This window comes from Haloarcula japonica DSM 6131, assembly GCF_000336635.1.
GTDB classification, from domain to species: Archaea; Halobacteriota; Halobacteria; order Halobacteriales; family Haloarculaceae; genus Haloarcula; species Haloarcula japonica.
Genome location: NZ_AOLY01000042.1, coordinates 318,800 through 337,965, shown reverse-complemented (window position 1 = coordinate 337,965; position 19,166 = coordinate 318,800). Strand labels below are relative to the sequence as shown.

Here is a 19,166-nt window from a genome sequence, read left to right as displayed (position 1 = left end):
TAAATACACCTGTCTATGATGTTCCTGTCTAGTTCTGTTGCGACACCGCTTGCGATCCCGCGTATCGATTGAAGCGGCTGCGCCGACTCAGTCGTCGCCAGCGCCTCGTTTCCGGATCTGTTTCCCACCAGCGTCTGGCGTCCGGAGCACCTGTTCGTCCGTTTCCGGCCCCAGAACTTCCACGCGGACGCTCGACACTTTGTACTCGGGGATGCCGGCGGTCGGGTCGAACGTCTCGCCGGTGAGTTTGTTGACCGCCCCGGCAGCGAAGTGCATCGGGATGAACAGCGTCCCCGGGCCGACGCGCTCGGTCACTTGCGCCTTGACAACGATGTCGCCCCGTCGGGATTCGACCCGGACGTACTCACCGTCGCCGATACCGAGGTTCTCAGCGGTCTCGGGATGCACTTCGACGAAGCTCTCGCCGACGTGGCTCATCAGCCCCTCGACGCGGCGGGTGATCTGGCCCGTGTGCCAGTGATACAGCACCCGCCCGGAGGTGAGCGTCAGCGGATACTCCTCGTCGGGAATATCGCCGGGATGTCCACCGTCGGCAGGAACGAAGCGGGCTTTTCCGTCTTCGAAGTTGAAGTTCCCTTCCTCGTAGTCGTAGAGGTACGGCGTCCCCTCGTGGTCCTCGTCCCAGCAGGGCCACTGCAGGCCGTGTTCCTCGCCAGATTCGAGGCGGTCGTAGGTAACGCCGCCGTAAATGGGCGCGAGCGAGTTGATTTCATCCATGACTTCCTGCGGGTGGTCGTAGTCCCACTCGTAGCCCAGTCGGCGAGCCAGTGCCTGCGTTATCTCCCAGTCCTGACGGGCCTTGCCCGGCGGATCAGACGTTGGGCGGACACGCTGGATGCGGCGCTCGGTGTTGGTGAACGTGCCGTGTTTCTCGGGCGATGTCGCCGCCGGGAGTACCACGTCGGCGTACTCCGCCGTTTCGGTCATGAAGATGTCCTGGACGACGAGGAACTCCATGTCTTCCAAGGCCTCAGCGGCGTGCTGGATGTCCGGTTCGGAAAGCGCGGGGTTCTCCCCGACGACGTACATCCCGCGGAGGTTGCCCTCGTGGGCCTCGGCCAGCATCTCCGGGACTTTGAGCCCGGGTTCCTCTGGCGGCCGCTCGCCCCACACCTCGGCGAATTTCTCGCCGACCTCGTCGTCTGCCGGGTCCTGATAGCCGGGGAGACTCCCCGGAAGCGTCCCCATGTCGCCACCGCCGCCTTGGACGTTGTTCTGGCCCCGGAACGGCGAGAGGCCTGCCCCTGGCTTGCCGACCTGTCCGAGGACGAGCGCGAGGTCGGCCATCGCGATGAGGTTCTCCGTGCCGTGGCTTTGCTGGGTCATCCCCATCGCCCAGCCGAACACGACACTGTCGGCCGCAGCGAGCGTCTCGGCGGCCGAGGCGAGTTCGTCCGGTGATACGCCAGCCAGTTCCTCGACTTTCTCGGGCGTAAACGCCTGGACCTTCTCCTTGACTTCCTCGAAGTTCTTCGTGTTGCGCTCGATGAACTCCTCGTCGTGGAGGTCGTGCTCGATGATGTACCGAATCAAGCCGTTGAGCCAGGCCACGTCGTAGCCGGGGTTTGTCCGGGTGTACTGGTCGGCGTGTTCGGCGATGCCGACCTTCCGTGGATCGAACACGACGAGGTCGGCCCCCTCGCGGACGTTCTGTTTGATGCGCGTGGCGAGCACCGGATGGGACTCCGTCGTGTTGGAACCGCTGATGAGGTAGGCGTCGGCCTCGCCGATGTCCTCGTTGATGCGGTTTGTCATCGCGCCGTAGCCCAGCGTTTGCTGGAGCGCCGCCACCGTTGAGGAGTGACAGAGCCGCGCGCAGTTGTCGATGTTCTTCGTTCCCAGCACCTGGCGGGCGAACTTCTGGACGAGGTACGCCTCTTCGTTGCTGCCCTTCGAGGAGGCCAGACAGCCCAGCGAGTCGATACCGTGTTCCTCCTGAATCTCGGTGAAGCGCTCGGCGACGTAGTCGAGCGCCTCGTCCCAGCTCGTTGGTTCGAGTTCGCCGTCGTCGTTGCGGACGAGCGGTTCGGTGACCCGCTGTTTGCTGTTTGCGAACTCGTGACCGAACTTACCTTTCACGCAGGTCGAGAAGTTGTTCGCGGGCGCGTCGTCGGGGTCGTCGACGGGGACGACGCCGAGCGAGTCGCCGTCCTTGCCCCACATCTCGAACCGACAGCCGACGGCACAGAACCCGCAGGTCGTCTCCTGCTTGTCGATCTTCGAGAGCCGGTAGTCACTGACCACGCTGGCGATGTCGAACAGTCGGCCTTCGGGCATCGTGTTCGCCGCGATGCTCTCGGCGGTGTGTTCGCCAGCGAGGAACGCCTTCTTGCCGTAGTCCTTGGCGATGTCACCGGCCCGCCGTTTGGCCGCTGACGCGAACTTGGCCAGGCCCTTCTTCCCCTTCGGCGTTCTCGGGTCGCCGGGTTCGAACCCGCGGTTCGGGGCCGTGGTGTCGTCGATGGTCTCGACGTCCTCGTGTTCGATGACGGTCCCGATGGAGTTCCGTTGGGTAAAGCCCGGCAGCGGGAGCGTCGCCGCGCCGTCGATTCCCTTCTCTGTCAGCGAGCCGGTGGGACACACCGTCGCGCAGTGGCCACAGGAGACACACTCCGAGTCGTGCATCGTCTCGGTGTCGGACTGGAAGCCGATGCGAGTGTCCTCACCGTGGCCCTCGACGCGAAGGACGCCCTCGACCTGCACGTCGTTGCAGGCGTCGACACAGCGGTTACAGAGGATGCATTTGTTGCGGTCGATCTGGATGAACGAGGAGGTGTCGTCGATGGGTTCGTACTTGTCACGCTCGTCGAAGACGCCGTAGCGGGGGTGGTCGACGTCCTCGCTGATGGCGGCGTCCTGCAGCTCACAGCGGCCGTTGCCGTTGCAGGTGGTACACCTGAGGTTGTGGTTCGAGAGGACGAGATCGAGGTTGACGCTGCGGGCTTCCTCAGCGTCAGGGGTGTCCGTCGAGACGGTGAGCCCGTCCTCAGCGGGGAACGAACACGACGGGACGAGACCGTGTTTCTCGGTCTCGACCATGCAGGTCCGACACTCGCTACGCGGGCCGATCTCGTCGCTGCAGTCGCCCTCGCGGTCGTAGTAACACAGCGCCGGCACGTCGGCGTCGTCTTCGACGCCCTCGGCACCGGGGTCGACGCTGACGATATCATCGTCAAGGTCCTGCAGTGCGTCGATGACGGTCGACCCCGGGGCGACAGTGACTGGCTCCCCGTCGACTGTCAGCGTCGTTGGGTCGTCCGTGTCGGTCCCCACGTCCGGGTCGTTAGCGGTTCCGGTCTCGAACTCGCGGGTGACTGGCGTCTCCGGCTGTGGGTCATGCAGGTCGGGAATTCGTGGAATCGATTTGTCCGTGCTCATAGTTTCTCCGTGCAGGTACCGCTGGGACAGCGGCCGTCGGTGTGGGCGCGGAACTCGGGTTCGAACTCGTCGATGGCGGTGGTCACCGGCCGCGGGGCGTGTGCGCCGATCTGGCAGTTACTCGACTGCCGCATCACGCGGCCGAGTTCGCGTATCTTCTCGCTCTCGAACGAGCCCTGGTAGATGTCGCGCAGGAGTTCGGCGAGCTGTTTCGTGCCTTCGCGTCCCGGGACACAGCGGCCGCTGTTCTCCTTGGCGGCAAACCGGGCACGCTGGCCGACCGTCTCGACGGCACATCGGTCGGTGTCGAACAGTTCGACGACGCCGTCGGTTCCGAGGCCAGCGGCGCGGAGGGATTGGGCGGTCGGCGCGACGTCGAGGTTTCGAGTGATACCGCCGAGGACGCCGCCGACACAGGCCATCTTGAACGCCCCGTCCATCTCGACTGCCCCGTGGGCCGTTGCGAGGCTCCCGCTGGACCCGAGTTCGACCGTCGCCGGGTCGTCGACGTCGCCGGTGACAGTGACGATTCGTGTTCCCGGGTCAGCGGCGTCGGCGTCGAAGCTTTCGGGCTCGGCGACCGCCCGCTGGACGTGCGCGAACGTTCGCGGCGTGTGGATGACCGTCGGGCGACTGTAGAGGCCGCGCTTGGCGGGTGATGGGGGCTGGAGACGCGGTTCGGTGCGGTCGGCCCCCTCCAGGGCTTCGAGCGCTGCCGTGGGTTCGCTCGCGCGGAACTCATCCGGACCGGCCACCAGCTGCGGAACGATGGGTAGGATGTCGGCGGCTGCGTCGATTGCCTCCCGTAGGTCCGCATATAAGTCGGTTCGTGACTCGTTCACATAGACGACAGCGTCGCCGGCGTCCACGTACTCGGCGACCGCCGCAATTCCGTCGAGGACTGCCATCGGTGCGCCAGAGAGGAGCGTGTCGTCGCCCGTCGGGAGGTCGCTGGCGTCGTTGGCGTTGCAGACGACTACTGGGTCACCATCGGTTTTGCTGGCTGTTTCCCACGCATTGGCGACCGGTTCGTCAGTGGCGGCGTCCCCGCGGCCCCGACCCAGCAGCCCGGCTTCTGCTGCAGCGTCGGGGGTCTGTGCGGTGGAGACGAACGACCAGTCGGCCGGTTCGAGCGGAGCCACCCAGCCGCAGGGACCCAGTACGTCGCGGCGGCCGACCGAGAGTGGACCGCTCTCTGGAACGGGAAGCGACGCCGCTTCCGGGTCGTGTTCGACGACGGCGTCGGCGTCGGCTGTCGGTACTGTCCCTTCCTCTAGTTCCTCGACGAGATCACGAACGGTCGCCGGTGACGGGTCGCCGTAGAAGACTGTCCGCCCGCTACTCGTGATCATCACCAGCGGTGTGGCCGCTGTGATGCCCGTCGGCCCCGTCCTGATGACCGGAACCGAGTCCGCCGCTGCCCGTGCCGCGGAGTGGACCCGGTCCCCGCTCTGTGACCGGCCATCCGTCGATACGCGGACGGCGGTCGAATGACCGAGGGCCGTGGTTTCCTGTGTCATACTCTGTGTGTCGTGCTGAACGATTAAAAACCCCGGCCGACTGTTCCCAGTGGCTACCGGGTGCAGTAGAGTCACCGACCCGCACAACATATCAGCTGCGCATGCATTAATCGGACAGCAGTGGTCGGAGCGTTCCGTCGAAACAATGAGGGGGCAGGCCGTTACCTCAATCGAAATCATGAACCCACGGTTCGAGGAAGTCAGGACGGAGGCGTCGGCCGCGATAACTGAGGACGACCTGCGCTCGGTGTACACAGGAATCATCCACGAGGATGGCCGCCACGAGTACTACTTCGGCAACGACACCGAGGAGGCGGCCGAACTCCGCGAAGCAGCGGCGATACAGCTCGGGATGCTGCTCCGCGTCCTCGCGGACCGCTCGGACAGTAGCGTCGACGAACTGACGACGCTCGCTGCGGAGCGAGCCGAGCAGATGGAATTGCGGTAGGATACGGAACGGCCGCGCTCGCTAGTCGGTGGTCGCGATAGCTTCGATTTCGACCGCTGCACCTTTCGGGACCGCACCCACGCCGACGGCGCTCCGTGCCGGCGGCTCCGATTCGAAGAACTCGCTGTAGGCCTCGTTGAACGCGTCGAAGTCATCGATGTCGTCGAGGTAAACCGTTGTCTTGAGCACATCGTCCAGCGAGAGGCCTTCCGACTCCAGAATCGCCTTGACGTTGTGGAGACACTGCCGCGTCTGGTCGGCGACCAGCTCGTCGTCGAGCAGTTCGCCGTCTGTCGTTAGCGGGAGCTGTCCGGCGGTGATGAGGAGGTCGCCGTTCGACGTTGCCTGACTGTACGCCCCGACCGCGGCCGGGGCTTCGTCGGTACTGATTACGCGCTTCATACCCGGCCATACCCGACCGCATCGCATAAATCCCGGCCGTGTCGGGTCCTATTCGCACAACGTTCTCGGGAACTTACCAGTTGTGGCCGGTCATTGGTTGATGACGATAATCGCTGTCAGCGCCAGCCCGATGCCGGCGGCCTTCGTCAGCGTCATCGATTCCCCGAACGCGATGACGCCGATGACTGCGGCGGTGATAAAGTACATCCCGCCGATGGTGGAGACCACCGACGTCGACCCGACGGTTACGCCGACGAATGTCGAAACCACGCCGACGGCCGCCGCGACACCGGCCGCGCCCGCAAACAATAGGCCTCTGTTCGTGACGACAAGCGACGCATCCGAGACAGCAACGTACATACCAGTGACAACTGTTGCGGCTGCATACGACACAAACGCCGCAGTTTCCGGGTCCATTGTACTCGACGCGACGTTCCCGAACGCGATCCAGAACCCCCAGGCTATCATCGTTCCTAGCCCGAACAGGACGGCGGCGTTCATCCGTCCGGCCTCCGCGTGAGTCGGCTCCAACTCTTTTTGAATGCCCCTGGCGAACAGCGACATCTGGTCTCGTGCAATCAACGCATCACGTAGGGTGTACGCGACCTGCTGTCTTGAGTGCGGTGTCCGCTCGCCGCGTGTTTTTTATACCGACTCTGACAACAGTGTGTTAATGGCTAACATCCCGGAAGGCTCGTCGGACCGGACACTTGAGGACGTGTTCTATCCTGCCGACAGGATTCCGTTCGTCGAGTGGGACGAGCTATCCGGTGCGAAGCCGACAGTTGTCCTGACCGGCGTGGTCACACTTCTGGCGTTCGTGACCGGGCTATCGAATCTCAGCCAGGCGTCGCTTGCAGTCACCGGTCCACTGACCGCAGTGGTTGACCTTCCGCTACCCTTCGTCCGGTTCGGTGGCGTGTTGTTCGCGTTCATTCTCGGCATTGTGACAGTCGGGCTCCAGCGGCGCAAACGACTCGCTTGGCGCGTCGCAGCCGTCGTGCTTCTCGGATTAGCACTGCTGCCGCTTGCCACGCTTCAGCCCACGGATATCCCCTTGCTGGTGATGACGCTGGTCACGTACCCGCTGTTAGTCAGAAACCGACACCGTTTCGACCAGTCGCTCGACCTCTCGCCGATTCAGATTGCGTCGCTGTCGGCGATTTTCGGCGTCGTTCTCTACGGGACCGTGGGTGCGTACGGACTGCGGGGCCAGTTTCTCGAACTTGACAGCTGGGGCGATGCCGTGTACTACGTCGTCGTCACCATCGCCACGGTCGGCTACGGTGACATCACACCTGTGACGGCGGAAGCACGGTGGTTCTCGCTCTCTATCATCCTGTTCGGGACCGGCGCGTTCACTGTCGCCGTGGGCGCGCTCATCGGACCGGCTATCGAATCCAGAATGGCGACAGCGTTCGGAGTCATGACTGCATCAGAACTCACACTCCTTGAGGACCACGTCGTGGTTCTGGGGTACGGAGACGTTACGGCATCGCTACTCGAAGAACTGGGCGACCAGACGGAGGTCGTCGTCGTCACGCCCGATGAGGGAACGGTCGCATCGCTACAGGGCGAAGGTGTGAACCTGCTCACTGGCGACCCTACCGATGAGGAGGTACTCAGGGACGCACGCGTAGGAACTGCAAGCGGGGTCGTGGTTGGGAGTAACGACGACGCGCGCGACGTGCTGGCCGTCATCGCGACGAAAAACGTCAATCCGGACATCCGCATAGTCGCGGCGGCGACTGACCAGAAGCACGTCGAAAAGTTCCGCGCGGTCGGGGCGGACGAGGTTATCAACCCCCGCTCTATCGGCGGGCGGCTTCTGGGACAGTCGGTGTTGGGTCGTGGACAGACGGATTCGTTGCTGACCGGAATCGGGACTGATGATGGGACCGACCCTGCTGATTCCGAGTGACAGGGGCAGCCCTCCAGCGACGCAGGTCTCGACTGCTACAGTCGCCAGTTTCAGTGGCGTTCTGGGATAGTAATATATGTATTCGACACTGAATATCGAGGTATGGCCACCTCGGACGCCAGTGGCATTGCGGAGATCGTCGGCCGAGTACTGGTTCCACTGTTTGCCGCATCTGGGGCGCTCGTACTTGCGGGATTCTTTTTTCCGACGCTCGTTGGCAAAGCCGTGACCGGGCCGGCATGGCTGACTATCGCCCTCGTGTTTTTCAGTTCGGGGCTGTGTTACATCGCGCTGCTTCCGTACTCCGAAGATACTACCGCGCCAGCCGCGGCCGACGTCTTCCTGCGTGTCCGACAGACCGATGTCCGGCAGGCCGTTCGGGGATTTCTCACCCAGCACGAACCGGCTGTCCTCGTGTTCCCGGTGCTCGTGTTCGCCGGGTTCTTTGGGCTACAGGTGGCGTTCCCGACACGGACGACGGGCACTGTCGATGCTGCGGCGGCCACGGTGCTGCGTAGCGGCGGCCCGCTGTTTCTCGCCGCCGTCTTCCTCGCTGTCTGTTACTGCCTGTTTCTACTGGTGGGGCCCTGGGGTGACATCAAACTCGGCGGTCCGGAGACGGAGCCCAGTTATACCTATCCGACCTACTTCACGCTCGTGTTCACCGCCGGCATTGCGGCCGGGCTGGTGTTCTGGGGGCCCACTGAAGCGCTGTTTCACTACGATCAGCCGCCGCCGTACATCGGGGCGGCCGCCGGTTCGCCGGACGCTATCAACGGCGCGCTGGTGTACACCCTCTTTCACTGGGGCGTCTCGGCCTGGAGCGCGTACGCCGTCATCGGCGTCCCGATAGCGTACTTCGCGTTCACGCGGGGCGCGCCGCTCCGGGTCTCGACGGTGCTGGCACCGATTCTCGGCGTTGATGGGCTGGATTCGGCCTGGGCAAAACTAGTCGATACGTTGGCTGTCTTCGCCACTGTCGGCGGTATCGCCACTTCGGTTGCGCTCGTGAGCGAGCAGTTCCTCGCTGGCATCAATTATCAGTGGGGGGTGGCGGCTGGTGAAATCGGACCGGTCCTGTTCGTCGGTGGACTGACGCTCATATTTGTTGTCTCCAGCGCGACCGGGATTCACCGCGGTATCCGTCGCATCGCCGGCCTCAATATCGTCCTGTTCGGTCTGTTCGCGCTCCTCGTCATTGCCGTCGGGCCGCGCTCGTTCATCTTCCAGCGTGGGACGCAGGCACTCGGGACCTATGTACTGGAGTTCGTCCCGCTGAGTCTCCACACCGGCGGGCAATGGGTCGCGGAGTGGACCGTCTGGAACTGGTCGTGGTGGTTCTCCTGGGCTCCCTTCGCCGGGCTGTTCGTCGCCGCCCTCTCCCGCGGTCGGCGGGTCAGGACCGTCGTGTTCACGAGCGTCATCGCAACCTCGGCTGCGACGATGGTCTGGTTCCTGCTGCTCGGTGGCACGTCGCTGTTCGTCCAGCGGACGGGACAGGCAGATATCCTCGGCGCTGTCGCACAGCGCGGGGGTTCGGAGGCTGTCGCCGGGTTCCCGCTGTTGTCGTCGCTGCCGCTTGGACAGCTCCTCATATTCCTGTTTCTCGCGCTTATCATCGTGTTCATGACTACTTCGGCGGACACCTCGACGCTCGTCGTTTCAGTACTGGCGACGCGACGGGGAATCGCGCCGTCGGCGACACATATCGTCTTCTGGGGCGTGTTCCAGGGTGTGGTCGCCGTTTCGGTGTTGCTTCTCGGAGGCGCTGAGACGTTACAGGCGCTGGCCGTCCTGACTGGCGGCCCGTTCGCCGTGATCTCGGTCGTGGCGGTCGGTGGACTGACCGTAATCTGGTATCGGGATGAACAGGACCACACATCTCTCGTCAGACGTGCCATCAGGAAACTGCCCGACATTCAGACCCATCACGACGTGGATCCACCGGAAAAGAAGTAGGTCGCGCCGATGGTGCGGTTTCAGGCCTCGGCGATCCCGGTACAGAAGTTCTCGACGATCTGTTTCCCGGCGTCGGTGAGGATACTCTCCGGGTGGAACTGGACGCCGATGTGTGGCTTCTCGATGTGCTGGACGCCCATCACGATGCCCTGCTCGTCGTTGGTGTGGGCCGTCTCCTCTAACTCGTCCGGAAGCGCCGTCGCCTCGACGGCCAGCGAGTGATACCGCCCGACCTCGAACGGGTCATCGATCCCGTCGTACAACTCCGCCCCGTCGTGGCGGACTTCCGAGGGCTTCCCGTGGACAACGTTCGGAGCGTGGCCGACAGGGGTTCCGTGGGCTGCACAGAGTGCCTGGTGACCTAAACACACACCGAGTGCAGGGTAGTCTGTCTGAGCGAAAACGTCGATTGACACACCGGCCTCTGCTGGCGTTCCGGGGCCAGGAGAGACGACGATGCCGTCCGGGTCGAGGTCGCGGATGCCGTCCACGTCGATAGCGTCGTTCCGGCGGACGGTGACCTCCTCGAACTCGCCGACGTACTGAACCAGGTTGTAGGCGAAGGAGTCGTAGTTGTCGATGATGAGTATCATTACGTCCCCTCCATCGGTTCGGTCCCGGACTCGACCGCGAACGACCCCTGTTCGCCCAGCGCCTCGTCGACAGCAGTGACGAGCGCCCGAGCTTTGTCTAGCGTCTCTCGGTACTCCGCCTGTGGAACGGAGTCGTGGACGATGCCGCTTCCGACCCGGAGCCGGTACTCGCCATCGTAATGGACCAGCGTCCTGATTGTGATGTTCAGCGTCGCCCGGTCGTCGAAGCCGAAAACTCCGATACTTCCGGTGTAAGGCCCTCGTCGCGTCCGTTCCACTTCGTCGATAATCTCCATCGTTCGTGGTTTCGGTGCACCGGTAATGGTGCCGCCGGGGAACACCGCGGCGACTGCATCGGCGATGCTCACGTCGTCGCGCAACTCCCCTTCAATGAGCGACACGAGGTGCATCACTTCCGAATATCGGTCGACGCGGCGGTACTCGGCGACATCGACGGATCCGTACTCGCTGACCTTCCCGAGGTCGTTGCGTTCGAGGTCGACCAGCATCGCGTGTTCTGCCCGCTCCTTCTCGTCGTTACAGAGGTCTGCCTCCAGTTCCTCGTCCTCGGCCGGCGTCGCACCTCGGGGGCGCGTCCCAGCAATCGGCTCCGTGAGCAACTGATCGCCATCGACGTCAAGCAACAGTTCCGGGCTGGCGCTGACGAGGTCGACACCGGGGAACTCAAGCAATGCTGAGTACGGGGCCGGGTTCACTCGGCGGACGGCGTCGAATGTGTCGACTGGGTGGACGGCAGCCGGAGCCGTCAGGCGGTGTGAGACGTTCGTCTGAAATGTATCGCCGTCCCTGACGTACTGTTTTATCTGCCGGACGCGGTCAGCAAACGCCGCTTCGCCGCATTCGCTCTCGAACGTAGCCTGCGTCGCAGCAGTCGGCTGAGTCTCGACGTGTCGCTCACCGTGGACGGCGTCTTCGGCCAGTCCGCGGGCCAGCTCCCGGCCGCGTTCGAATGCTGCTTCAGGTGACTCGTCGACGATGGGACAGGCCGTCACGTGTAGTTCGACCTCCCCATCATGCGGTTCCTCCCACGCGACGACGCAATCGAATACGCCCAACTGCAGCCGTGGGAGGCCGTCCGGCACAGTCGTCTCCGGGATGTCTTCGAGCTCGCGTGCCACGTCGTACGACAGCCAGCCGAACGCGCCACACGGATACGGAACCGTACAGTCGCCCCGTTCCAAGTGTTCGCGATCGAGTAGCTCGTCGATAGTTTCGATACTCGGACTCCCGCCGTCCTGTGCGGGCGTCGCCCCCGCACCGACCTCGATTTGCTCGACCGGATCGACGCCGAAGTACCCCCAGCCGGACTGTCCGCCGGTCGTTTCGAGATAGAACCCGTCCGTGTTCCCGTCGCGGGCGCGGCGATACGCTTCGAATGGGTCAGGGACCGTGACACGCGCTTCGACCGGCACGCGAGCGCCGGCGGGGGCCCGCTCCGCAGTTTCGAGGAACGATTCTCTGTCAGTGCTGAACCGGATATCAGTCATAGTGCAGTTGCTCCCGGACGAGAGGCCCATGCCTCTCGGTATGGTTGTGTAGAGCAAGCATGGGTCAGGACAAAAACTTTCGGTCCCTTGCCCCTCCGGCCGATATACTGTTGAATTGTAGACCGCTTGTGGTTGCTCGCTGGACGAATAGCCGGTGGTACTTCAACGGTTGGACTATTCCGCATCACCCACTATACCCGCGGGGTTTGAGATGAGTATCGAACGCTTGCCCGGCTCCGACTGCTGACTAACAGTAGCGGTTCCTACTCCCGAACACCTTCTCGGGAACTGCCGGGCTGAGAACGAACCCAGCAATAATGACTACAATAATCGACGGTAACGAAATCGGCGACCAGATCACAGACGGCGTCGCGGCGTGTACGGATACACTCATCAGCGAGGATGTCACACCGGGGCTGGCGACTGTGCTGATGAGCGACGACGGCGCGAGCGAAACGTACGTCTCGATGAAACAACAGGCCTGTGAGGAAATCGGTATCGAGGGGTTTCATCACGAAATCAACGCGGACGAACCGGCCGAAACGCTATTCTCGACTATCGATGAACTGAACGGGGACCCGGCTGTTCACGGAATCCTCGTCCAGATGCCGGTCCCCGACCACGTGAACAAGCGCGACGTACTGGAACGCATCGACCCGATGAAAGACGTCGACGGGTTCCATCCCGAAAACGTCGGGCGGCTCGTCGCGGGGAACGCACGATACAAGCCTTGCACACCCCACGGAATACAGAAAATACTGGCAGAAACGGGTGTTGAGACGGAGGGGAAAGACGCCGTCGTCGTCGGCCGCTCGGACATCGTCGGCAAGCCGATGGCGAACCTGCTCATCCAGTACGGGACGGGCGGCAACGCGACGACGACCGTGTGCCACTCCCGAACTGCCGATCTCGCCGAAAAGACTCGCAATGCCGACATCGTGATCGCCGCCGCCGGGGTTCCGGAAATGATAGACGGATCGATGCTCTCGGAGGGCACGACAGTCGTTGATGTGGGTATCAACCGGGTCGATGCTGACACGGAGAAGGGGTACGAACTCGTCGGTGACGTGGAGTTCGAGAGCGCGAAAACGAAAGCGGACGCCATCACCCCAGTCCCCGGAGGTGTCGGTCCGCTCACCATTGCGATGCTGATGTACAACACTGCGAAAGCGGCTAGCCTGCAGTCCGGTATCGATATAACACTTCCGTAGGATGGGAATGTGGTCCGTTCCCAGGGCTACCCGCGTGGGCTGCTACACGGTTTCGACTTCGCCACATTCCGGGCACGTAATCAGGAGTTCGCCGGCTGGGTTCTGCCCCTCTTCGATGACGTTGTGTCCGCTGGCACACTGTTCGTGCATGTACACTTCATGGCTATCGTGCTCTCGAAGCCAGATGTGGCCGTCCTCCGGTGCTGAAACGATGCCGTGACAGAAGTAGCACTCGCCGTTCATACAGATTCGATGACAAGCCAGTATCAAATAGCTACCTCTCAGTGGTGGATTCTGATCGTTTTCAGTGCTACTCCGCTATCGAGAACACAACATGTGGTCGAAAAGACAACTGTTGTTTCAATACTAAGATGCTTCAGCCCGACAATCAGATATGGACTACTGCTACACGGGCGACACACACGAGAAACTGTTCGCGGCGTACCAGGCCGATGAAGCGCCGTTCCCCACCCAGACTCAGATGGAATTCCCGCGGCGAGAACATCGAAGGCCGGAGGTCGACATCCTCAAGCGGCTGTTCTTTCCGACCTGTTGGAACGCTGCCGCATTGGTTCGGGACGAACTCGCTGTTCTGGACCAGCTTGACACCCTCGGGGGGCTCTTCTATTCGGGCATCAGACCGTACTCGGGGTCGGACCCGGCAGAGACAGTCGCAACGGTCATCGACCAACTTCCGACCGTTCGCACGCGCCTCAAAAAAGACGTCGAGGCCGCGTTCAAAGGCGACCCGGCGGCGAAGACGTACATGGAGATCATCCGGTCCTATCCTGGGTTCATGGCAATACTCGTACAACGGGTCGCCCACACCCTCTACGAGGCCGGGGCCTCCGAGTACGCTCGCGAACTCACTGAATACGCCAAGACTGAGACCGGCATCGACATTCACCCCGGCGCTGAGATCGGCGATCACTTTTTCATCGACCACGGAACCGGTGTCGTCATCGGTGAAACCACCGCTGTCGGGGAGTGGGTCCGCCTCTATCAGGACGTGACGCTCGGCGCACTCCACTTCGAAGCCGACGAGAGCGACGAACACAGACTAAAGAAGGGATACAAACGACACCCGGATATCGGCGACCACGTCGTCATCGGCGCGGGCACGAAAGTTCTGGGCGCTATCACCGTCGGCGACCACGTCAGCATCGGGGCGAACTCTTGGGTCACCGACGACGTTCCGGACGATACGAAGGTCTACGTCACGGACCACCCGACGCAGGAACGGAAACGAACCAAATAACGTTGAAACTGATGCTGCGTGGTCTCTGAGACTGCACGGCTACTACGAATCACCCGGACGAACGGTTCTGACTGGCGTCTCCGGCCGGGAATAACCCATACTGCCGTTGTCAGTCCGGCCGCGAGAAGTAGGTCTGTTCTTACAGATTAGAATAACAACTGTACCAGCATTAGGGTCCGTTACAATCGTTATCCTCTAATCGTTACCGGGAACGAACTCGGTGACTCCGCTCAGATTACGTGTCCAGACACCCTCCCCAAGGTCGAGTCCGTCGTTCCACTTCCCAACAACGGTCGAAACTGCGAGGTCGCCAGTTACGTTGTTCATCGTCGCAATCCGTCCGAGGATCGGGTCCACGCCGGCGACGAACCCAACGACCTCCAGCGGGAGGCCGACCTGCGTAAGAATCACGGTGAGCATGACGATGCCCGCTCCCGGAACCCCGGCGGTTCCGATACTGATGAGGACGGCCACGATCAACACGAAAACCTGCTCAGTAAGCACCAGTGGCTGTCCGACGACGTTCGCGGCGAACATCACGGTGACTGCCTGCCGGATGGCGGCCCCGTCCATGTTCGCCGTTGCACCGACCGGGAGCGTGAACGAATACACGCGTTCGGCGATCTGCAGGTCTTCGTCCGCATTACGCATCGTGACAGGGAGTGTTCCGCTTGACGACCGAGTTGCAAACGCAGTCACCATCGCGTCTCTCGCCCCGCTGAGGAACGCAATCGGGGAGACATCGGCAACCACGCCCATCAGGAAAACGAGATAGGTGAAGCCGATGTGAATGACGATTGCGATAGTGACTGCCAACACGAGTTCACCTAGCGAGGAGAACAGGCCGACGCCTTCCGTACCGATTCCGGACGCCATCAGCGCGAACACGCCGAGCACACCGAATTCGAGGACCCCTCGAACGATGACGAACATCGCCTCAGCACCCACTTCGAAGGCCTCGAACACCGAATCGACACTATCCGCGAGCGCGTCTTGCTGGGAGCGGACGTATGTCAGCGCGATTCCGAACACGATGACGAAGAAAACCGTCGCCAGCAGATTCCCCTCTGCGAGCGCCGCGACGGGATTGTTCGGCACGATACCGAGAACGACATCCAGCAACGACGGTGGTGCCTGCGATTGGGCTTCACCGCCGCCGAATTCGAGCCCACGGCCCGGCTGAAGCACGTTTGCAACCGCGAGTCCGATAATTCCTGCAAGGGTCGTCGTCAGGGCATAGAGCCCGACTGTCGCACCCCCGATCTTTCCAAGCTTTGCGGGCGAAAGCTGCCGAATCCCAGTCAGCAGTGTGAAGACGATAATCGGGATGACCAGCATATTGAGCAGTCGAAGGAAGAGGTCGCCTACTGGTCTGACCACAGCCATTTGCTCCCCGAACGCGATACCGGCACCTGTGCCCAGTACGAAGGCGACGAAGATACGCCAGATGAGTGGAATGGACCGATACCGGCTCCATAGCGTGCGAATGGGTTGTATCATATTACACAGCAACGGGTAGTCTTATAAAAACCCGTCAGCCCCGCCAGTATGTGCACGCGGCTATGATGCGGTCTTCCCTTACAAGATTCCGTTTGCAGACGGGTTTATCATCAAATGCCAAGTGATGCCAGCAATACTCTGAAAAGATAGCATAATAGCGGTTGCAATTCAGTTGTCTCCAGAAGCTCGACGCCGTTGCCACTCCGGCCTGGCGGTCATTTTCACCGCCTTTCGCTTCGCTGTCGATTTCTTTGAATCCGGTAACATAGTCAAATCGGTGACAGCCTGTGACCGCTGTTCCTGATCAGTCTGCCGGTGGACTGGTTTTCGGCTCGACGACCCGACGCAGTTCCGCTCGCAACACCGGCCACTTCGCTGCGATGAATCCCAGCAGGATACACGCGAATCCACCGACGGTGGCGAGCGTGACTTGCTGGTCGAGTACGAGCCAGCCGGCGAGCGCGGCGAACAGCGGGATGACGTACTCGATGAAACTCATCTCAATAGGGCCCAACTGGTCAAGTAACCGGAAGTACAGCAGGAAGCCACCGATACCGGCGACAACAGCCAAATACAACAGCGCCGCAAACGCGGACAGCGTCCACGATGCGTCTGCAAACGACTGACCGGGAAGCACGAGTACGGTGACATGGAGGACAACGGCCCCGATAGCCATCAACCACGCCTGTGTGGCCAGAAATGACATCGATGGACTGGTGTCGTGTGTGATGACAGCCGGGATGGCGAAGGCCAGCGCTGCCGCGAACACGAGCGCGATCCCGATAGTACTGCTGAGGAGGTTCGCCGGGTCAGGGTCAGCAATGACGACAACGCCGGCGAACCCGAGTACCACGCCGACCGCAGTATTCGCCGTGAATGTGTCATCGCTCGACGCGAGCTTCGTCAGCGCGGGCGTCACGACGGGAACGAGACCGAGCAGCACGGCAGCGACGGCCCCAGTGACGTACTGTTGCCCAGTGAACAGGAATACGTGGTGTATCCCGATCATGAGCGTCCCTCCAGCGAGGACGTACACGTAGTCGTCGTGAGTCTGTGGCCGTTCTAGTGACCCTGTGACGGCCAACGCAGCAAACAGGAGAACGGAGGCGATGTCGAAGCGTGCGGCAGCGAACGGTACCGGCGGCAGGTCGGCGAGGCCGACATCTGTTGCCATGAATGCAGTACCCCAGATAGCAGCCAGAAGGAGAAAACAACCGGTCGTTCGATAGCGACTCATTCAGTTGTTGGTCACTACCCGACAGTAAAAGAGCCGTCGAAGCTGTCGCAAATTGCTAGATGTTGCCACTGCGCCAGCGACCACTTGACCCAAGGACGACGGCCGGGGCGGCATCTGTCTGGGTCGGGACCAGTACGCCAGTGAATACCGTCGATAGCAGTCCAGTTCTTACGCCGAAAGCTACGGCCTCGTCAGACCGGATTCTGGATGTGATATATGCGATCTGTGACTGCATATGCTTGACAACACTGTATATTATTGGGAATATAGCCAGAAATATTTTGTTAGTAGATATATACACCAATCTGTAGATGGAGAACTACATTCTGAGAATATTTTTGCGTATTTCAATTATATACGCACTTTCGATAACTGTATCCGCTGCGTCGACTGCTGCTTCGGGAACACGTTCGTCTGGGTCGAATAATACTGCGGTATCTGCCTCGACGAACGCTTCCGTATCAGTATGTGAGTCGCCGATATAGGCGATTGACGTAGGGTTCTGGCTGGTTCGAATCTTTCTCAGCACTTCGCCTTTCTCGTTTGGACCGACGCCGACATCGATACCCGAAATCCGGCCGTCCTCGAATCGAAGCCAGTTTCCCCGAACAAACGCTGGCTCGTACGGCTCGAACTGCGTCGCAAGGTTTGCAACGCCGGCACTGAGGATACCGAATCGGATATCCGTTCCCTGGAGATGTTTGAGGAGATCGACAGCACCTGCTTTCGGTTTGACAGCCCGGGTTGCGCGCTCGATGTCTGACTTGGTGACATCGTTCGCACGCCACACATCGACCGCTCCTCGACACCACTCTGCAAACGTAATTTCTCCGGCCTCGAACCGGTGCATCAGCGTTTCGGCTTCCGATGTCGTTCCATAGAGGGTGTGCAATAGCTCGAACCCACCGCGCTGTCGAGTGAGCGTCCCGTCGAGGTCGAACACTACCAGATGCGACATACTATTGTTCTGCAACAACCTCTATCTCAACGTCGATATCCACTGGCAGTTTAACGACCTCCACAGCGCTGCGAGCGGGATAGGGTGGTGACATGAGTTCACCGTACACCTCGTTCACCTCGTCGTAGTACCGCATATCCTTCACGAACACCGTCGCTTTCACAACATCGTCGAGTGAAGCGCCACCGGCCTGCAAAACGGCCGCTACGTTCTGGAGTGTGCGCCGAGTCTGTTCACCGGGCGTCCCCTGAATTACCTCGCCGGTGTCCGGATCGACCGGTCCCTGTCCGGAAACGTAAATACGGTCACCGCTAGCGATTCCTTGCGAGTACGGGCCGATACTTTCGGGTGCGTCGTCAGTTGTTAGTTCTTCCATGGGTAGTGTGTTAATCGGCTGTCGGCTGGTCGTCCGCGTCGTAGACTTCGTTGATGAACGATGTCGGCAGGCTCGTCGTCAATCCGCCGTCAAGCACCAGGTTCTCACCGGTAACGAAACTCGACATTTCGGAGGCGAGGAACAGGCTCGTATCAGCGACTTCTCTCGGTGTCCCGAACCGACCGAGCGGGTACTGGTCGAGCCAGCGCTCCCGTGCGCTCGTCTCTCCGGTCCGTTCCTCCGTGTTTTCCATCTCTGCCCGCCTGTTCGCTGTTTCGATGGTCGCCGCGGAAATCACGTTCGAGCGGATCCCGTGTTGACCATAATGGGCGGCGATATTTCGGGAGAGCGCCAAGAGCCCGCTTTTCGCCTCGGAATAGCCGGAGAGACCGATACCGAACAAGCCGTTGACCGAGCCCATATGGATTATCGATCCGCCGCCAGCGGCGATCATCGCCGGCAGTACCTCTTTGCTCAGGAGGAATTGGCTCTTCAGATTCAAGTCGACCATCGATTCGAAGGTTTCCTCGTCACACCGGTGCAACAGATTTGCGGACTCGTCTGCTCCACCAGCGTTGTTTACAAGTACCCGGATGTCTCCGAATTCTTCAATGGTTGTGTCGACAAGGTCCCGCACCGCATCCCGGTCTGTGACATCACACTCGACCGGAACAACGCGGCCCTCGTGTGTGCCGGTTAGCTCCGTCGCAACCGCCTCCACGTCCTCGTAGGTACGCGAGCAGATGACGACGTCGCCACCCGCTTCGGCGAACCGGGCTGCGATTTCGCGCCCGATACCACGTGATGCGCCAGTCACAATGGCTGGCCGGTCCGCTAATGATAGCTCTACCATGACAGAGTCACCCACGTAAGCTG

General features: G+C 61.4%; 17 protein-coding genes. 5 read left to right on the top strand and 12 right to left on the bottom strand.

The features are described 5' to 3' along the window. Positions 1–87: 87 nt before the first annotated feature. Complete coding sequence (gene fdhF, locus C444_RS19530) at positions 88–3,399, bottom strand: formate dehydrogenase subunit alpha (RefSeq protein WP_004594824.1); 3,312 nt, start codon at positions 3,397–3,399, stop codon at positions 88–90. Beyond that, entirely contained in the window at positions 3,396–4,919 is a 1,524-nt protein-coding gene (locus tag C444_RS19525; protein ID WP_004594823.1) for an NADH-ubiquinone oxidoreductase-F iron-sulfur binding region domain-containing protein, read from the bottom strand. The genes fdhF and C444_RS19525 overlap by 4 nt, the downstream gene beginning before the upstream one ends. Positions 4,920–5,097: 178 nt before the next feature. Between C444_RS19525 and C444_RS19520 the strand changes: the two genes are divergently transcribed. Beyond that, positions 5,098–5,367: a hypothetical protein gene (locus tag C444_RS19520; protein ID WP_049909636.1), complete on the top strand. Its 270-nt coding sequence runs from the start codon at positions 5,098–5,100 to the stop codon at positions 5,365–5,367. A 21-nt stretch (positions 5,368–5,388) separates the two neighbouring features. Here the strand turns inward: C444_RS19520 and C444_RS19515 are convergent, their stop codons facing one another. Further along, a complete protein-coding gene (locus C444_RS19515) occupies positions 5,389–5,769 on the bottom strand; it encodes a Rid family detoxifying hydrolase (RefSeq protein WP_004594821.1) in 381 nt (126 codons plus the stop codon). A gap of 90 nt (positions 5,770–5,859) precedes the next feature. Continuing rightward, positions 5,860–6,270, bottom strand: a complete 411-nt coding sequence (locus tag C444_RS19510; protein WP_004594820.1) for an EamA family transporter — start codon at positions 6,268–6,270, stop codon at positions 5,860–5,862. 172 nt (positions 6,271–6,442) lie between these two features. Here C444_RS19510 and C444_RS19505 point away from each other — a divergent pair, with 172 nt between their 5' ends. Together C444_RS19505 and C444_RS19500 are read left to right on the top strand one after the other, a co-directional pair. Next, positions 6,443–7,690: an NAD-binding protein gene (locus tag C444_RS19505; protein WP_004594819.1), complete on the top strand. Its 1,248-nt coding sequence runs from the start codon at positions 6,443–6,445 to the stop codon at positions 7,688–7,690. Between the two features lie 102 nt (positions 7,691–7,792). Then, on the top strand, positions 7,793–9,649 hold the full coding sequence (locus C444_RS19500; protein ID WP_004594818.1) for a BCCT family transporter: 1,857 nt from the start codon (positions 7,793–7,795) through the stop codon (positions 9,647–9,649). Between the two features lie 20 nt (positions 9,650–9,669). On the opposite strand, the gene C444_RS19495 is transcribed toward C444_RS19500, so the two are convergent. Together C444_RS19495 and C444_RS19490 are read right to left on the bottom strand one after the other, a co-directional pair. After that, positions 9,670–10,242: an anthranilate synthase component II gene (locus C444_RS19495; protein WP_004594817.1), complete on the bottom strand. Its 573-nt coding sequence runs from the start codon at positions 10,240–10,242 to the stop codon at positions 9,670–9,672. Further along, entirely contained in the window at positions 10,242–11,750 is a 1,509-nt protein-coding gene (locus C444_RS19490; protein WP_049909656.1) for an anthranilate synthase component I family protein, read from the bottom strand. Before C444_RS19490 ends, C444_RS19495 begins: the two co-directional genes overlap by 1 nt. A gap of 317 nt (positions 11,751–12,067) precedes the next feature. Between C444_RS19490 and C444_RS19485 the strand changes: the two genes are divergently transcribed. Beyond that, positions 12,068–12,961: a bifunctional methylenetetrahydrofolate dehydrogenase/methenyltetrahydrofolate cyclohydrolase gene (locus tag C444_RS19485; protein WP_004594815.1), complete on the top strand. Its 894-nt coding sequence runs from the start codon at positions 12,068–12,070 to the stop codon at positions 12,959–12,961. Between the two features lie 42 nt (positions 12,962–13,003). On the opposite strand, the gene C444_RS19480 is transcribed toward C444_RS19485, so the two are convergent. Further along, positions 13,004–13,204, bottom strand: coding sequence for a hypothetical protein (locus C444_RS19480; RefSeq protein ID WP_004594814.1), 201 nt, complete (start codon positions 13,202–13,204; stop codon positions 13,004–13,006). 151 nt (positions 13,205–13,355) lie between these two features. On the opposite strand from C444_RS19480, the gene epsC reads away from it, so the two are divergent. Further along, positions 13,356–14,219, top strand: coding sequence for a serine O-acetyltransferase EpsC (gene epsC / locus C444_RS19475; protein WP_004594813.1), 864 nt, complete (start codon positions 13,356–13,358; stop codon positions 14,217–14,219). A gap of 195 nt (positions 14,220–14,414) precedes the next feature. Here the strand turns inward: epsC and C444_RS19470 are convergent, their stop codons facing one another. The 5 genes from C444_RS19470 to C444_RS19450 all read right to left on the bottom strand — a co-directional run bounded on the left by C444_RS19470 (position 14,415) and on the right by C444_RS19450 (position 19,143). Then, the gene (locus C444_RS19470; RefSeq protein ID WP_004594812.1) at positions 14,415–15,719 is read right to left on the bottom strand and encodes a dicarboxylate/amino acid:cation symporter; all 1,305 of its coding nucleotides are present in this window, start codon (positions 15,717–15,719) and stop codon (positions 14,415–14,417) included. A gap of 304 nt (positions 15,720–16,023) precedes the next feature. After that, complete coding sequence (locus C444_RS19465) at positions 16,024–16,956, bottom strand: DMT family transporter (RefSeq protein WP_080509731.1); 933 nt, start codon at positions 16,954–16,956, stop codon at positions 16,024–16,026. A gap of 319 nt (positions 16,957–17,275) precedes the next feature. Further along, on the bottom strand, positions 17,276–17,914 hold the full coding sequence (locus C444_RS19460; protein ID WP_004594810.1) for an HAD family hydrolase: 639 nt from the start codon (positions 17,912–17,914) through the stop codon (positions 17,276–17,278). Position 17,915: 1 nt separating this feature from the next. Continuing rightward, positions 17,916–18,290, bottom strand: a complete 375-nt coding sequence (locus C444_RS19455) for a Rid family detoxifying hydrolase (protein ID WP_004594809.1) — start codon at positions 18,288–18,290, stop codon at positions 17,916–17,918. A gap of 10 nt (positions 18,291–18,300) precedes the next feature. Then, positions 18,301–19,143: an SDR family NAD(P)-dependent oxidoreductase gene (locus C444_RS19450; RefSeq protein ID WP_004594808.1), complete on the bottom strand. Its 843-nt coding sequence runs from the start codon at positions 19,141–19,143 to the stop codon at positions 18,301–18,303. Positions 19,144–19,166 lie beyond the last annotated feature (23 nt).

Excerpts from the sequence above, each read along its gene's own strand:
- fdhF (WP_004594824.1), bottom strand. The coding sequence starts at position 3,399 with ATGAGCACGGACAAATCGATTCCACGAATTCCCGACCTGCATGACCCA.
- C444_RS19525 (WP_004594823.1), bottom strand. The coding sequence starts at position 4,919 with ATGACACAGGAAACCACGGCCCTCGGTCATTCGACCGCCGTCCGCGTA.
- C444_RS19520 (WP_049909636.1), top strand. The coding sequence starts at position 5,098 with ATGAACCCACGGTTCGAGGAAGTCAGGACGGAGGCGTCGGCCGCGATA.
- C444_RS19515 (WP_004594821.1), bottom strand. The coding sequence starts at position 5,769 with ATGAAGCGCGTAATCAGTACCGACGAAGCCCCGGCCGCGGTCGGGGCG.
- C444_RS19510 (WP_004594820.1), bottom strand. The coding sequence starts at position 6,270 with ATGAACGCCGCCGTCCTGTTCGGGCTAGGAACGATGATAGCCTGGGGG.
- C444_RS19505 (WP_004594819.1), top strand. The coding sequence starts at position 6,443 with ATGGCTAACATCCCGGAAGGCTCGTCGGACCGGACACTTGAGGACGTG.
- C444_RS19500 (WP_004594818.1), top strand. The coding sequence starts at position 7,793 with ATGGCCACCTCGGACGCCAGTGGCATTGCGGAGATCGTCGGCCGAGTA.
- C444_RS19495 (WP_004594817.1), bottom strand. The coding sequence starts at position 10,242 with ATGATACTCATCATCGACAACTACGACTCCTTCGCCTACAACCTGGTT.
- C444_RS19490 (WP_049909656.1), bottom strand. The coding sequence starts at position 11,750 with ATGACTGATATCCGGTTCAGCACTGACAGAGAATCGTTCCTCGAAACT.
- C444_RS19485 (WP_004594815.1), top strand. The coding sequence starts at position 12,068 with ATGACTACAATAATCGACGGTAACGAAATCGGCGACCAGATCACAGAC.
- C444_RS19480 (WP_004594814.1), bottom strand. The coding sequence starts at position 13,204 with ATGAACGGCGAGTGCTACTTCTGTCACGGCATCGTTTCAGCACCGGAG.
- epsC (WP_004594813.1), top strand. The coding sequence starts at position 13,356 with ATGGACTACTGCTACACGGGCGACACACACGAGAAACTGTTCGCGGCG.
- C444_RS19470 (WP_004594812.1), bottom strand. The coding sequence starts at position 15,719 with ATGATACAACCCATTCGCACGCTATGGAGCCGGTATCGGTCCATTCCA.
- C444_RS19465 (WP_080509731.1), bottom strand. The coding sequence starts at position 16,956 with ATGAGTCGCTATCGAACGACCGGTTGTTTTCTCCTTCTGGCTGCTATC.
- C444_RS19460 (WP_004594810.1), bottom strand. The coding sequence starts at position 17,914 with ATGTCGCATCTGGTAGTGTTCGACCTCGACGGGACGCTCACTCGACAG.
- C444_RS19455 (WP_004594809.1), bottom strand. The coding sequence starts at position 18,290 with ATGGAAGAACTAACAACTGACGACGCACCCGAAAGTATCGGCCCGTAC.
- C444_RS19450 (WP_004594808.1), bottom strand. The coding sequence starts at position 19,143 with ATGGTAGAGCTATCATTAGCGGACCGGCCAGCCATTGTGACTGGCGCA.